At 48.5% G+C, this 14,479-nt stretch carries 16 protein-coding genes; 12 read left to right on the top strand and 4 right to left on the bottom strand.

Going from position 1 to position 14,479, the window contains the following annotated elements; genetic code table 11:
* Window positions 1-6 precede the first annotated feature (6 nt).
* The 7 genes from fliF to H591_RS14880 all read left to right on the top strand — a co-directional run bounded on the left by fliF (window position 7) and on the right by H591_RS14880 (window position 6,990).
* Window positions 7-1,794, top strand: a complete 1,788-nt coding sequence (gene fliF, locus H591_RS0105055) for a flagellar basal-body MS-ring/collar protein FliF (protein WP_022965868.1) — start codon at window positions 7-9, stop codon at window positions 1,792-1,794.
* Complete coding sequence (fliG, locus tag H591_RS0105050) at window positions 1,787-2,803, top strand: flagellar motor switch protein FliG (RefSeq protein ID WP_022965867.1); 1,017 nt, start codon at window positions 1,787-1,789, stop codon at window positions 2,801-2,803. Before fliF ends, fliG begins: the two co-directional genes overlap by 8 nt.
* Before the next feature lie 2 nt (window positions 2,804-2,805).
* Window positions 2,806-3,687 (top strand): flagellar assembly protein FliH, encoded by an 882-nt coding sequence (fliH, locus tag H591_RS14885; RefSeq protein ID WP_022965866.1) that lies wholly within the window; start codon window positions 2,806-2,808, stop codon window positions 3,685-3,687.
* Window positions 3,688-3,704: 17 nt separating this feature from the next.
* On the top strand, window positions 3,705-5,063 hold the full coding sequence (fliI, locus tag H591_RS0105040) for a flagellar protein export ATPase FliI (RefSeq protein ID WP_022965865.1): 1,359 nt from the start codon (window positions 3,705-3,707) through the stop codon (window positions 5,061-5,063).
* A 6-nt stretch (window positions 5,064-5,069) separates the two neighbouring features.
* Window positions 5,070-5,522, top strand: a complete 453-nt coding sequence (gene fliJ, locus H591_RS0105035; protein ID WP_022965864.1) for a flagellar export protein FliJ — start codon at window positions 5,070-5,072, stop codon at window positions 5,520-5,522.
* Window positions 5,523-5,562: 40 nt separating this feature from the next.
* On the top strand, window positions 5,563-6,234 hold the full coding sequence (locus tag H591_RS0105030) for a DNA-3-methyladenine glycosylase I (protein ID WP_022965863.1): 672 nt from the start codon (window positions 5,563-5,565) through the stop codon (window positions 6,232-6,234).
* A gap of 87 nt (window positions 6,235-6,321) precedes the next feature.
* On the top strand, window positions 6,322-6,990 hold the full coding sequence (locus tag H591_RS14880; RefSeq protein ID WP_051145790.1) for a C40 family peptidase: 669 nt from the start codon (window positions 6,322-6,324) through the stop codon (window positions 6,988-6,990).
* A gap of 58 nt (window positions 6,991-7,048) precedes the next feature.
* On the opposite strand, the gene trpB is transcribed toward H591_RS14880, so the two are convergent.
* The 3 genes from trpB to H591_RS0105010 all read right to left on the bottom strand — a co-directional run bounded on the left by trpB (window position 7,049) and on the right by H591_RS0105010 (window position 9,582).
* Complete coding sequence (gene trpB, locus H591_RS0105020; protein WP_022965861.1) at window positions 7,049-8,251, bottom strand: tryptophan synthase subunit beta; 1,203 nt, start codon at window positions 8,249-8,251, stop codon at window positions 7,049-7,051.
* A 106-nt stretch (window positions 8,252-8,357) separates the two neighbouring features.
* Window positions 8,358-8,831, bottom strand: coding sequence for a YehS family protein (locus tag H591_RS0105015; RefSeq protein ID WP_022965860.1), 474 nt, complete (start codon window positions 8,829-8,831; stop codon window positions 8,358-8,360).
* Between the two features lie 34 nt (window positions 8,832-8,865).
* Entirely contained in the window at window positions 8,866-9,582 is a 717-nt protein-coding gene (locus H591_RS0105010) for an rRNA pseudouridine synthase (protein WP_022965859.1), read from the bottom strand.
* 169 nt (window positions 9,583-9,751) lie between these two features.
* Between H591_RS0105010 and H591_RS0105005 the strand changes: the two genes are divergently transcribed.
* Window positions 9,752-11,341 carry an ABC-F family ATPase gene (locus tag H591_RS0105005; protein ID WP_022965858.1) on the top strand — a complete coding sequence of 530 codons (1,590 nt, stop codon included), beginning with the start codon at window positions 9,752-9,754 and terminating at the stop codon, window positions 11,339-11,341.
* Window positions 11,342-11,366: 25 nt separating this feature from the next.
* On the opposite strand, the gene H591_RS0105000 is transcribed toward H591_RS0105005, so the two are convergent.
* Window positions 11,367-11,645 (bottom strand): peptidylprolyl isomerase, encoded by a 279-nt coding sequence (locus H591_RS0105000; protein ID WP_022965857.1) that lies wholly within the window; start codon window positions 11,643-11,645, stop codon window positions 11,367-11,369.
* A gap of 153 nt (window positions 11,646-11,798) precedes the next feature.
* Between H591_RS0105000 and H591_RS0104995 the strand changes: the two genes are divergently transcribed.
* From H591_RS0104995 to H591_RS0104980, 4 genes are all read left to right on the top strand, one after another.
* Window positions 11,799-12,242: an OsmC family protein gene (locus H591_RS0104995; RefSeq protein ID WP_022965856.1), complete on the top strand. Its 444-nt coding sequence runs from the start codon at window positions 11,799-11,801 to the stop codon at window positions 12,240-12,242.
* A gap of 41 nt (window positions 12,243-12,283) precedes the next feature.
* Window positions 12,284-12,718 carry an EamA family transporter gene (locus H591_RS0104990; protein ID WP_022965855.1) on the top strand — a complete coding sequence of 145 codons (435 nt, stop codon included), beginning with the start codon at window positions 12,284-12,286 and terminating at the stop codon, window positions 12,716-12,718.
* Between the two features lie 4 nt (window positions 12,719-12,722).
* Window positions 12,723-13,847, top strand: coding sequence for a cell division protein ZapE (gene zapE / locus H591_RS0104985; RefSeq protein WP_033421015.1), 1,125 nt, complete (start codon window positions 12,723-12,725; stop codon window positions 13,845-13,847).
* A gap of 78 nt (window positions 13,848-13,925) precedes the next feature.
* The gene (locus H591_RS0104980; protein ID WP_022965853.1) at window positions 13,926-14,456 is read left to right on the top strand and encodes a C40 family peptidase; all 531 of its coding nucleotides are present in this window, start codon (window positions 13,926-13,928) and stop codon (window positions 14,454-14,456) included.
* Window positions 14,457-14,479 lie beyond the last annotated feature (23 nt).

Here is a 14,479-nt window from a genome sequence, read left to right as displayed (position 1 = left end):
TAAATCATGGTTGACGCAACGGCAAATACACCGCAAATCACTGAGCAGCCAGCAAGACAAGCTTTTGCTGGACTCGCATTTCTTGATAATCTGGCGCAAATGCCAGCATTGCGTCAGGTCGCTTTATTAGTAGGATTAGCGGCCAGTGTGGCGATTGGCTTTGCGGTCGTATTGTGGTCGCAAGAGCCTGACTACCGTCCACTGTATGGCAGCTTAGCTGGTTTAGATGCAAATCAAGTTGTTGAAACGCTAGGTACCGCCGGTATCGCATATCGCATGGAACCAAACTCGGGCGCTTTATTGGTCAAGGCTTCTGATTTGGCCAATGCTCGATTAAAGCTAGCCACCGCTGGTGTGACGCCTACAGATAACAATATTGGCTTTGAAATCCTCGATAAAGATCAAGGCTTAGGCACAAGTCAGTTTATGGAAGCCACGCGTTACCGTCGTGGTTTAGAGGGTGAGTTAGGGCGTACCGTGTCGAGCTTAAGTAACGTAAAAGCTGCTCGCGTGCATTTGGCTATTCCAAAAAGCTCAGTGTTTGTGCGTGATGAGCGTAAACCGAGCGCCTCAGTCTTGGTTGAGTTGTACCCTGGGCGTAATCTTGAGCCTAGCCAAGTGATGGCCATTATTAACTTAGTCGCAACCAGTGTGCCTGAGCTCAATAAGACTCAAGTCACGGTTGTCGACCAGAAGGGCAATTTACTGTCTGACCAGCAAGAGCTGTCAGAGATGACCCGTGCTGGTAAGCAATTTGACTACTCACGTCGTCTCGAAGGTTTGTTTACCCAGCGCGTCCATAATATTTTACAACCCATTTTAGGTGCTGATCGCTATAAAGCCGAAGTGTCAGCAGACGTCGATTTCAGTGCTATCGAATCGACTTCAGAAACTTTTAATCCCGATCAGCCAGCACTGCGCAGTGAGCAGTCGGTGACAGAGCAGCGTCAAGTCAGCAGTGGGCCACAAGGTGTGCCGGGCGCTTTAAGCAATCAACCGCCAGGTGCGACAACAGCTCCAGAGGTTGCAGGTGGTGCTCAAGCAGCAGGCGGGCCTGTGGCTGCAGGTCAACCGCTATTGGATGCCAATGGCGAACAAATTATTGATCCGAAAACAGGGCAGGCAATGCTCGCGCCTTATCCTAGCGATAAGCGTGAGCAATCAACGCGCAATTTTGAGTTGGATCGTTCTATCAGTTATACCAAGCAAGACCAAGGCCGCTTACAACGTTTATCGGTAGCCGTGGTGGTTGATGATCAAGTCATTATTAACCCCGAAACCGGAGCCGTGACGCGCATACCTTGGACTGATCAAGACATCGCGCGTTTTACGCGTTTAGTTCAAGACTCTGTCGGCTTTAATGCCAGTCGTGGTGACAGTGTTAGCGTAATCAATGCGCCCTTTGCGCCTTTGCTAACGGAAGAAATTGTTGAAATTCCATTTTATACACAGCCTTGGTTCTGGGATATTGTTAAACAAGTGCTTGGTGTGTTGTTTATCTTGGTCTTGGTGTTTGGAGTGCTGCGTCCTTTACTGCGTAATGTCGTCGGTGGCGGGAAGTCCAAAGAGCTGACTGCGCGAGATCGCTTAGGTGATGCTGAACTGGGTGACATGGATGAGCTCGGCTCAGGCTTAGCAGATGATCGCGTTAGTCTAGGTGGGCCGCAAAGCATTCTATTACCGAGCCCTAGTGAAGGTTACGATGCCCAGCTTAATGCTATTAAAAGTCTAGTTGCTGAAGATCCAGGTCGTGTTGCACAGGTTGTGAGAGATTGGATTAACGCTGATGAGTGATAATCGTATGAGCACTAAACTAAATAAAATCGATAAAGCTGCAATTCTGCTGTTGTCGCTCGGTGAGACCGATGCTGCACAAGTGCTGCAGCACATGGGCCCCAAAGAAGTGCAGCGGGTTGGCTCGGCGATGGCGCAAATGCGTAACGTGCATCGTGAGCAAGTTGAACAGGTGATGAGTGAATTTGTTGAAGTGGTCAGCGATCAAACGGGTCTAGGTGTAGGTGCTGACGGCTATATTCGCAAAATGTTGACCCAGGCGCTCGGTGAAGATAAAGCGGGCAGTCTGATTGACCGGATTTTACTGGGTGGCAATACCAGCGGTTTAGACAGTTTAAAGTGGATGGAGCCGCGTGCTGTAGCGGATGTAATTCGCTATGAGCATCCGCAAATTCAGGCCATTGTCGTGGCTTATTTGGATCCTGATCAAGCCGGAGAAGTGCTGGGTCATTTTGATCATAAAGTGCGCTTAGATATCGTTTTGCGGGTGTCTTCGCTGAATACGATTCAGCCGGCTGCACTGAAAGAGTTGAACACCATTCTTGAAAAGCAGTTTTCTGGTAATTCTAATACCTCGCGCACGACTATGGGCGGGGTCAAGCGTGCAGCGGATATCATGAACTTCTTAGACAGTTCTATTGAAGGGCCGCTACTGGATGCAATTCGTGAGCTTGACCAAGATTTGTCTGGAAAAATTGAAGACTTAATGTTCGTCTTTGATAATTTAGCGGATGTCGATGATCGTGGTATTCAATCATTGATGCGTGAAGTATCTTCTGATGTACTGGTCTTGGCGCTCAAGGGTGCAGATGAAGCCATTAAAGAAAAAATCTTTAAGAATATGTCCAAACGGGCTTCTGAATTGTTGCGTGATGACCTTGAGGCTAAGGGTCCAGTGCGTATCAGCGAAGTTGAATCTGCGCAAAAAGAAATCCTTACCATTGCCCGACGTATGGCGGAAGCTGGCGAAATTGTACTGGGTGGTAAGGGTGGCGAAGAAATGGTGTAAATATGCCAGATAAAAAAACAAGCAGTGAGCTGATTCGTGTGCAAGCAGGCGATGTCCTCAATGTCTGGGATTTACCCAGCTTTGATGACCCTTCACACAAAGAAGAGCCGCTCACGGCGGAGCCTGACGTTGTCGATGAGGCTGTAGTGCAGGTAGAGGACGTCACAATCGAGGATGTCCAACCCTTAACCCTCGAAGACGTAGAAGCTGTGCGTCAGGATGCTTGGAATGAAGGTTTTAGCGCTGGAGAAAAAGACGGTTTTCATGCGGGTCAATTAAAAGCTGCGCAAGAAGCACAAGAAGTTTTGAGTGCTAAGGTTGCTGGATTGGATAGTATTATGCAGCAGTTTTTTGATCCGATTGGGCAACAAGACCAACAGTTAGAAGTTGCTATGCTCGACTTGGTAACTCGTATCAGCGAGCAGGTAATTCAGCGAGAATTACAACTAGATTCCAGTCAGATTAAACAAGTTGTGCGAGAGTCTTTAAAATTGCTTCCGGTCGGTAGTGCTGCGGTACGTGTCTATATCAATCCTCAAGATTTTGAACAAATTAAAGCCTTGCGTGAGCGTCACGAAGAAGATTGGAAAATCATTGAAGACGATGATTTGTTACCCGGTGGCTGTCGTTTTGAGTCGTTAGATACTCGTATTGATGCCAGTATTGAAACGCGTATAGAACATATTGCTCAACAGTTTTTAGAGCAGCAGCGTGAGTTGAAAAGTAATCCTTTAGCTGCCGACTTGCATGTTTCTACTGAGGCGCCTATACCGTCCATTGAGCAACCTGTTAAAGCTGAGTTTGATACAGTCGCAGTTGATGCCTTACAGTCAACTGAAGAGCCGGCTGTTGATACGACTGTTATTGAAAAACCAGCCTATTAAGTTTCTGCGGAGTGCTTATGTCCCTCAGTCGCACACGCTTTGCTAGCCGATTAGCCAGCTATCAATCGGCTACACAGCTTTCCAAGCATCCTTTGGTGGAAGGCCGTTTAATCCGCATGGTTGGTTTGACTCTGGAGGCGCAAGGCTTACAAGTCTCTGTTGGTAGTCGTTGTTTAGTGATTAACAATGATGGTTATCAAGCAGTGCAAGTTGAAGCCGAGGTCATGGGCTTTTCTGGTGAAAAAGTTTTCCTGATGCCGATTGGTAATCTCAATGGCATTGCTCCTGGGGCGCGCGTGGTGCCGATTGCGGGCACTGATCGCATGCCAATGGGGTTATCGATGCTTGGTAGGGTGCTCGATGGTGCTGGTCGCCCTTTAGATGATAAAGGACGCATTGAAGCTGAAGAGTGGGTGCAAATGGAAGGCCCAGCGATTAATCCATTACAGCGCCACCCCATTAGTGAACCTTTGGATGTGGGGATTCGTAGCATTAACGGCTTATTGACGGTTGGTCGTGGTCAACGACTGGGTTTGTTTGCCGGTACCGGCGTGGGTAAAAGTGTGCTGCTGGGCATGATGACCCGCTTTACTCAGGCTGACATCGTAATTGTCGGTTTGATCGGTGAACGTGGCCGTGAGGTGAAAGAGTTTATTGAAGATATTCTTGGTGAAGAAGGACTTAAGCGTGCAATTGTTGTTGCCTCTCCTGCAGATGATGCGCCCTTGATGCGTTTGCGTGCAGCGATGTATTGCACGCGTATTGCCGAATATTTTCGAGACAAAAATTATAACGTTTTATTACTGATGGATTCGTTAACCCGTTATGCCCAGGCACAACGTGAAATCGCTTTGGCCATCGGTGAGCCGCCAGCCACCAAAGGTTATCCACCGTCGGTGTTTGCCAAGTTACCTAAGCTTGTTGAGCGCGCTGGTAATGCGGCAAAAGGTGGCGGATCCATCACTGCTTTTTACACAGTACTTTCTGAGGGTGATGATCAGCAAGACCCTATTGCTGATGCGGCACGAGGCGTATTGGACGGTCACTTTGTTTTGTCTCGCGAGCTTGCGCAAGAAGGGCATTATCCTGCGATTGATATCAGTGCTTCGGTCAGTCGAGTCATGCCGCAAGTCGTCACAGCGGAGCATTTAGGTGCTGCCCAGCGTTTTAAACAGTTGTGGACACGCCACCAGCAAAGTCGTGATTTGATTAGCGTCGGTGCATATGTGGCAGGTGGTGATAAAGATACTGATTTGGCGATTGAGCGCTATCCTTATATGTCCGCCTATTTGCGCCAAGGCTTACGTGAGACGGAATCGTTAGAGAAAAGTACCGAGCATCTAATGACGGTCGTCAATCCTGCGCCTTTAGGTTAAGTGCTTATGAATAAACGTGCGCAGCGTCTGTTGCCTGTGATTGAGATGGCGCAAACTGCCGAGCAGGAAGCCGCCGGTAAGCTGCGCCAGTATAAAACGGCGCTGCAACAAGCTCAGCAGCAATTACAAAGCCTTGAACAGTACCGTGATGATTATCAGCAACAATGGATCAATAAAGGACAGGTGGGTGTCAGTGGCCAATGGTTGATGAACTATCAACGCTTTTTATCGCAGCTTGAGGTGGCGATTGAGCAGCAGCAGAAAAGCTTGGTTTGGCATGAAAATAATGTCCGCAGCAGTCAGGCCGTTTGGCAGCAAACTTATGCGCGTTTAGAAGGTTTACGTAAGCTGGTGCAGCGTTATCGTGAAGAGGCGCAAAAGACCGCAGATAAACAAGAGCAAAAGCTCTTAGATGAAATGGCGCAGCGTTTAATGATGCGCTCTGCATCGCAGGATTAGCGTGTTAGTTCGCGCAAGTAGATAGAGGAGCGCTACGAGTATGCGAGATTTTCAGTGGATGCTTGAGTACGGTATCAATCGTTTTGGCTCACTTAAAGCTTTAGAAGCGCGTTTGCCGCAACCTGCAACGAAGACGCAGTTGATTTCTGTACCTGATGATCGCTATCTGTCACTCATCGCCTTGCGGGTGTTTCGTGCGGGTTTACGTCACAGTGTGGTGGACGCTAAATGGCCGAACTTTGAGGAAGTGTTTTGGCAGTTTAACCCGGAAAAAGTGGTGCTGCTGAGCGCCGAACACATCGAACGTTTGATGCAAGATACACGGATTATTCGGCATCTGGGTAAGCTCAAAAGCGTGCCGCGTAATGCGCAAATGTTGTTGGATATTCGTCATGAGTTTGGCAGCTTTGGCGCTTTTTTAGCGCAGTGGCCTGAGGATGATATTGTTGGTTTGTGGCGTTATTTGGCTAAGCATGGTCATCAGTTGGGTGGTTTGTCGGCGCCGCGCTTTTTACGCATGGCCGGTAAAGATACTTTTGTGCTCAGTGATGATGTTGTTGCGGCGTTAGTAGCGCAGGATATTGTGACAAAACGTCCCACCAGTCAGCGTGATTTAGCACTGGTGCAAGAAGCTTTTAATGCCTGGCAAGCACAAAGTGGGCGGCCTTTATGTCAGTTGTCGATGCTGCTCGCTCTGACGGTTAATCATTAAGCAAGTCACATTAATTGACCATTAAATTTGCACTTTGTGTCAATGCAAGGCATATTGCACCGCTAAATCAGAAAGTACTTTGTATGTATGTCTAAATTAATAAAGAGCATCGCCTGCGGTGTGAGCTGTTTAGTATTGGCTTCATGTGCCAATTTAAACACCGAGCAGCGCAATACAGCTTCAGTTAAGCGAGACACTATAGAGCTCAATTCTCGAGCCTTAGTTGCAGTATTAGATCGTTTCGATGAAGCCCAGCAAGCTGCTGTAGAGCTGCAGGAAGACACTACTCTAAATGAGTATAAGTTGCCTGGCCTCAATGAAAGCTTGTTAGATCGCAGTAAAACTCTGCTTGGCACGCCATATCGCTACGGCGGCAGCAGTCGTGCTACTGGCTTTGATTGCAGTGGTTTTGTTGGTTATGTGTATAAGGAAGAGTTAGGCATAGAATTGCCGCGCAACACTCAGGGCTTGTTGAAAATGGATGCGCCTGTGGTTGCGCGTGCTGATTTAGTGCCCGGTGATTTGATTTTGTTTAATGATCGCGGCCGTGGTCGTGTTTCACATGTTGGTATTTATATGGGTGATGATAAGTTCATTCACTCATCCAGCAGCCGCAAAGGTGGTGGTGTGCGTGTCGACAAGCTTAGCAGTCGTTACTGGAATGCCAGCTACTTGCAAGCTAAGCGTGTTCTCAGCGAAGAAGAAGCGCATGAGCCTGCCAAACAAGTGCAGTTGCTGTCTAAAATCGTTCAGTAAATAGCAAAATTTTAAAAATACCGCTGCGCATCTGCCCAGCGGTATTTTTTTGTCTGGCTTATAGGTTTAGCAGGCCAGCAACATAGTCAGCATCTTTATCACCGCGACCTGACAGGCTGATTAGAATGGTTTGTTCAGGCGTCAGTGTTGGTGCTTTGCGCATTGCCCAAGCCACCGCATGCGCGCTCTCTAGTGCAGGAATAATACCTTCCACACGTGATAAACGCATAAAGGCGTCTAAGGTTTCTTGATCAGTGACGCTGTCATATTGCACGCGGCCGAGGTCTTTTAGGTAACTGTGCTGTGGGCCAACGCCTGGATAGTCCAAGCCTGAGGCGATTGAGTGCACAGAGGCAGGATTGCCCTCAGCATCTTCAAGCACGTAACAGGCCATGCCGTGTAAATGACCGGGTTTGCCTTTGGTCAGGGTGGCGGAGTGGCGTTGCGTGTCTAAGCCTTCGCCTGCCGGCTCTACACCAACCAGTTGCACATCGGCATCGTTTAAAAACGCGGTAAACATGCCAATCGAATTGGAACCGCCGCCAACACAGGCGGTGACGTAGTCAGGTAGGCGCTGATGGCGCTCAAGAAACTGCTGGCGCGACTCTTTGCCGATAATCGACTGGAAGTCACGAACCATTTTCGGGAAGGGGTGTGGGCCTACTACAGAGCCGATGGCGTAGATAAAGTCTTCAGGGTTTTTTAGGTATTCTTCAAAAGCGCTGTCGACGGCTTCTTTTAGGGTGGCTGCGCCGCGGGTCACTGGAATTAAAGTGCAACCCAAAATTTTCATTTTCACTACGTTGGGGTGTTCTTTTTCGATGTCTGATTGACCCATGTGGATCTCGCAGGGAATACCCACCAACGCGCACGCTGTGGCTAAAGCAACACCGTGTTGGCCAGCACCAGTCTCGGCAATGACTTTCTTTTTGCCCATAAACTTAGCCAGCAGGGCTTCACCAAGGCAATGGTTAATCTTGTGCGCGCCGGTATGGTTGAGGTCTTCGCGCTTTAAGTAAATCTGTGCACCACCCAATTGTTCACTTAACCGTTTGGCGTGGAAAATCGGACTAGGACGACCAACGTAATCGGCAAATAAACTGGCCAGTTCGGCTTGGAACTCAGGGCAAGCACAGATTTCTTCATAGGATGCATTGATATCATCCATGATGGCTTTTAGGTGGTCGGGCACAAATTGGCCACCATAGGGGCCAAAGAAACCTTGGGCGTCAGGCATGGCAGCGAAAGTGTCAGTGCTCATCGGTAAGTTCATCCTTCAAAACGTATTGAGCATGCGTCAACATGCTCTACAAAATAGACTTCGCGCCGCGATGAGCGCGGTAAAAATGTGCAGTGCTGTTGGATGATTAGTCTGCTTTGGCGTCTGGGCGTAAGCGCAAGGTTAAACCTTTCAGAAACTGTCGCAGCAATTGATCGCCGCAGACGCGGTAGTTTTTGTGATCGGCTTTTCTAAACAAAGCACTGAGTTCAGGTTTTGTCACGGTAAAGGCAACCGAATCCAACACTTCAAGTAAATCAGCTTCTTGCAAGGTGAAGGCTACTCGCAGCTTTTTCAGGATGATGTTGTTGGTCAGCGGCAATTCAGTGGCTGGCGCAGCTTGTGGGCTAGGGCCGCGACGGCTAATGATTAAGTTGTCTAAAAAAACCACCATCAATTCATCTGCCATTATCACAAAAGACTCATCTTCTGAACTGGCCAAGTAGCTGCGTAAGGTTGGCAGATCCATGCTTGGCTCTACGCCGTGTAGCATTTCTAGCAGAGTGCTATCACTGAGGTTAAGGGTGTAGCGAATGCTGCGTAGGACATCATTATTAAGCATAGGGTTTCTCGGTTAACAGTCTTGAAAAAGGATATTAAAACTTTTGTGTTGGTGTGCAATAGCGCCATTGGCCTAAAGGCAGTTTGCCCATGGAGACAGCGCCAATGCGGATGCGGCGCATGGCTAGCACTTCTAAGTCAATGCTGGCGCACAAGCGTGTAAGCACCTGTGGCAAAGGATTTTTAATCACAATGCGTATGTGTTCTTCATTTTGCTGGCTGGCTTTGCAGCCCGGCAAGCCGATGCCATTGAACATTTGCCCGTGAGCTAAGCGCTTGAGCTTGGCAGGGTTGATTTCACCAGAGACTTGCACGACATACTCTTGTTCAAGCCGTGTGCAATCTTCGGTGAGTTTGCGCAGGGTATGCCAGTCTTGCGTGAATGCCTGTAAGCCCGTGGCGTTGTCTTGCAGCGGCAGGGTTGTGCTGAGGCGCGCAAAGTGACCTTTGAGCTGCAAAATGCGGCTGGGGTCTTCGGCCCAGTGTGTTTCTGGAGTGAGCAGCGCCAGTTGTTGCTCCAACGTAGGATTGTGCATCACTGGTTGGTTGAGCAATAGCGTAATGGCGGGCAACGGTTCAGCAACAGCATTTGGGCGCAACTCAACCTGTTGATCAGTAATGGGGAATTGTGGTTCATCAATAATTGCGCCATTGACCAGCACCCAACCGCCCTCGATATAGAGCTGTGCTTCACGACGTGAGCAGCCAATCAGGTCAATTAAATGTTTGGAGAGGCGAACAGAATCAGTCATAAGAAAAAGCCAAATTAGAAGACCACAGTATACTGCGTCTGCCTGCTTTATACAGCGCGCCGCCAGTATTATGCCTACCGTGCGTCTATTGTAGGTGCCGCTGGCAGCCAATAAGGGTACAATCGCCGCCTTTTTACGCGTTCGCGTCTCGACTACTCAGGATTTATTTGTGATCTCCACTGCTAATATCACCATGCAATTTGGTGCAAAACCGCTATTTGAAGATGTCTCTGTAAAATTTGGCAACCGTAACCGCTATGGTTTGATCGGTGCTAATGGCAGTGGTAAGTCAACTTTCATGAAAATTCTTGGTGGCGATCTGGAGCCTTCGGCCGGTCACGTTATGCTTGAGCCTAATGTTCGTTTAGGTAAATTGCGCCAAGATCAGTTTGCTTACGAGCAGTTTACTGTAATTGATACAGTGATCATGGGTCACGAAGAGCTGTGGGCAGTTAAAGCTGAGCGCGATCGTATTTACTCGTTGCCAGAAATGAGTGAATCCGACGGTATGGCGGTGGCTGAGCTGGAAACTGAGTTCGCTGAGATGGATGGCTACACCGCCGAATCGCGCGCGGGTGAGTTATTGCTCGGTTTGGGTATTGGTGTCGATGCGCACTTTGGTCCGATGAGTGAAGTGGCACCGGGCTGGAAACTGCGCGTGCTGTTGGCGCAAGCCTTGTTCTCTGATCCTGAAGTGCTGCTGTTAGATGAGCCAACCAACCACTTGGATATCAACACCATTCGCTGGTTGGAAGATATTCTCAGTAACCGTAACTGCACCATGGTTATTATTTCCCACGATAGACACTTTCTCAACAGTGTGTGTACGCACATGGCTGACTTGGATTACGCTGAGATTCGCTTGTATCCAGGTAACTATGACGAGTACATGACGGCGGCTACGCAACTGCGTGAGCGTCTGCTCGGTGATAACGCCAAGAAAAAAGCGCAAATTGCTGAACTGCAAAGCTTTGTTAGCCGCTTCTCAGCCAACGCTTCAAAAGCCAAGCAAGCCACCAGTCGTGCCCGTGCGATTGATAAAATCCAACTGGATGAAGTTAAGCCGTCCAGTCGTATCAGCCCATTTATTCGCTTTGATCAGAGCAAAAAGTTACACCGTCAAGCAGTGGTGCTGCATGACTTGAGCCAAGGTTTTGATGACCAGGTATTGTTCGATAACTTGAACTTGCAGGTTGAAGCAGAAGAGCGTGTGGCGATTCTTGGTCCTAACGGTATCGGTAAAACCACCTTATTGCGCACCTTGATGGGTGAACTGACACCGATGCACGGCCATGTAAAATGGACTGATAGTGCTGATATAGGTTATTACGCGCAAGATCACGCCAGTGACTTCGCTGAAGACATGACCCTGTTTGACTGGATGGGTCGTTGGACCACTGAAGGCGAACAAATGGTGCGCGGCACTTTGGGTCGTATGCTGTTTTCCGGTGACGACATCGAAAAATCAGTCAAAGTGATTTCCGGTGGTGAACAAGGTCGCATGTTGTTTGGCAAATTAATTTTGCAAAAACCTAACGTGTTGCTCATGGATGAACCAACCAACCACTTGGATATGGAATCCATTGAAGCCTTGAACTTGGCGCTGGAAAACTACCCTGGCACCTTGATTTTTGTCAGCCATGACCGCGAGTTTGTATCGTCTTTGGCCACGCGCATTATCGAGTTGACCGAACACGGTATCAATGACTTCCATGGTACTTACGACGACTACTTACGCAGCCAAGGTGTGGTTGTTTAAGCATAGGCATAAGCAGAATAGCCACTTAGTCACGGAAGAAAACGTGGACTAAGTGGTATCCGAACTGTGATTTAACCGGCCCGTGAATCATCCGTACGGGCTTTTTAAAGATCACCTGATCAATCGACTTAACCAACTGCCCTGGGCGTACTTCGCCTAAATCGCCGCCTTTTTTACCGGACGGGCAGGTTGAGTATTTGCGTGCCAGTTTATCGAAAGCTTCACCTTTGGCGATGCGCTCTTTAATCGCTTCGGCCTCTTCTGCTGTTTTAACTAAAATATGTCGCGCCATTGCTTTGGCCATGTCCATGGTCTCAAGTGTCGATAAACGCAGCAGTTTAACCTATTTTGCCTCGAGCTTTGCCTGCAATCTGTACAAGGTTTGCCCTTTTGCCGAGGTATCTGCGAACATGCGCTTTTACTGATTTATCTAAAAACTATAAAAGGGGGAGGGTTTATGGCCGTTGAACAGTTTCAAGCAACCGCTCATTTGCAAAGTGGCACTTTAGTTAAGGTGCGTTCGCGTGGTTTTGAATTTACCTTAGATGAGCCGGCAGAGTTGGGCGGCACCGATACAGCGATGAATCCGGTTGAAGCGCTATTGGGTGCTTTAGGCGCTTGCCAAGCCATTGTTGCCAGTGCCTATGCAAAAAAATTTAAAGTGCAGTTGGATGACTTTTGGGTTGAGTTGGAAGGCGATTTAGATCCTGATGGTTTTATGAATAAAGCGGATGTGCGCTGCGGTTATTCGGCGATACGTTATACCTATCATATTAAATCAGAGTCAGCGCAAGCTGATATTGATGCCTTTATTGCTTTTATTGGCACTAAATGTCCAGTGGGTGACAGTCTGATGCAGCCGGTTGCTTTGCAGTTGGCTGGCGTGGTGCACGAGAAATAATTCCAGTATCTGCAGCAATTTTAATCTTACGAGGAAAAACTGTGCCTTATTTGTTACTGGCGTTGGCAGCTGTGATGTTTGGCTTGTACAACGTGTTTATCAAACTTTCAGCCGATCATATTCAAGCTGTATTGGGCGCAGTTATTCTACAGTTTGTTGCAGCTTTTCTGGGACTGGGCTTACTGCTGTATTTTAAGCAGTCACAACAACTGGTGTTGCATGTCACGCCTCGTGGGATCAGCCTTGCCGTGTTAGCCGGTGTGGCGATTGGTGTTGTCGAGATTCTAACCTTTGTTATTTATGGTCGTGGCGTTGCCGTAGCGGTTGGTAATCCGCTGATTGTCGGTGGTTCATTGTTGGTCACCACTGGGATTGGCTGGTTATTGCTACGCGAAACCTTAAATCCTTGGCAAGTGTTTGCAGTAATCTGCATTGTCGGCGGTGTTGCAGTGCTGGCTTGGCAAGCGGGGCGTTAAGATGATGCAGCAGAGTATTCAATTGTCGCCCTTGCAGGCCTACAACAAAGCTTTAACGGAAGGTTTTGTTGCTGATCCGGCGCAGCAACAAGCAGTGGTAGCCTTAGAAGAATGTTTTCAGGCGCTGCAAACGGGAGTCGGCGCTGTGCGTGGGGTGTACCTGTGGGGACCGGTTGGTCGTGGTAAAACTTGGCTGATGGAGCAGTTTTTCAATGGCTTAACTGTTCCTGCGCGTCGCCAGCATTTTCATCATTTCATTCAAGATATTCATCAGCGCTTATTTCGCTTAACTGGCACCGCAGAGCCTTTGTCGGTGATTGCTGATGAGTTGGCCAGTGAGATGCAGGTCTTATGTTTTGATGAGTTGTTTGTCAGTGATATTGCTGATGCGATGATTTTAGGTCGTTTGTTTCAAGTGCTATTTGCTAAGGGTTTGGTCATTGTCGCGACCTCTAATCAACCTCCCGATGAATTGTATTATGGCGGTTTTAATCGAGAGCCTTTTCTCCCTGCGATTGCCGCAATTAAGCAGCACATGCAGGCAGTTGCCGTGCAAGGCAAGCAGGATCACCGTTTACATGGCGGTGCTGTCGAGCAGCGTTATTGGGTTAAAACACCTGCGCAAGCGAGTGTTTTTCCTGAATTATTTAACCGGTTAAGTGCAGGTGAGCAGCAGCACACAGGCGTTGTGATGTTGGGTTCGCGAGCGCTGATAACTCAGGCCTACAGCGAGACAGTGTTGTGTTGTGAGTTTTCTGCGCTATGCGAGCAACCTTTTGCTGCGCTCGATTTTATCCGGCTGTGTGACCGTTTTAAGGTGCTGCTGTTGAGTCGTGTGCCTGCACTAAGTGGCGCGCTGCAGGATACGAAAATTGCGCGCGGCACTGAAGATGCTGTACAAAGAGTGGTGGCGGGTGATCGGCAACTACCTGCGTTAGCGCCCAAGGATGACAGTGTCAGGCGTTTTATTGCTCTGCTGGATGAGTGTTATGATCGACGTATACCGGTTTATATTGAAGCTGCGGTGGCGTTGGACGAGTTATACACTGAAGGTTATTTAACCTTTGCCTTTCGGCGTACTTATAGCCGTTTGATGGAGATGCAGACCAGCCGTTTTACCCGTCGTTAAGTCAGTATTGTGATCATTTTTAGCAGGGCTAGCGATAAAGTTGTGAAAGCGACATTGCTAGCCAAGAGGACGTAGAGCATGCATAAGACGCTACATATATTGGGTTTGTTAAGTGTGCTGTTGTTAAGCGCATGTTCTTCAAAGGGGCCGGTGAATCAGCAAGCCGTTACGCCATATCAACAACCCAGCGCTGCATTTAATCCAGCTGCTGATGAAGTGCTATTTCGCGCAATAGGCTTGGTCGGCACGCCTTATGTTTGGGGTGGTAATACGCCAAGTTCTGGGTTTGATTGCAGTGGCTTGATTGGTTTTGTCTATCAAGATGTTGCCGGTATTCGTTTGCCGCGCACGACTCAGCAAATGCTGCAAATGCAAGGTCAGCAGATTCCTCGTAGCCAGCTACAGAGTGGTGATATTGTGTTTTTCGCCACCGCTGGGCGCGGGCGTGTCAGTCATGCTGGAATCTATGTTGGTGAAGGCCGTTTCGTGCATGCCCCATCCAGTGGCGGCACCGTACGTTTAGACAGCGTTAACGCAGCCTATTGGAATAAAGCTTATTTGCAAGCCAAACGCGTGCTGAGCAGTGAGTCATTGGTGTCTAATCCTTAGTATTTAAAAACTAGCAGGGTTGT

This window comes from Denitrificimonas caeni DSM 24390 (assembly GCF_000421765.1).
Classification (GTDB): domain Bacteria; phylum Pseudomonadota; class Gammaproteobacteria; order Pseudomonadales; family Pseudomonadaceae; genus Denitrificimonas; species Denitrificimonas caeni.
This window is presented reverse-complemented; position numbering and strand designations above follow the sequence as displayed.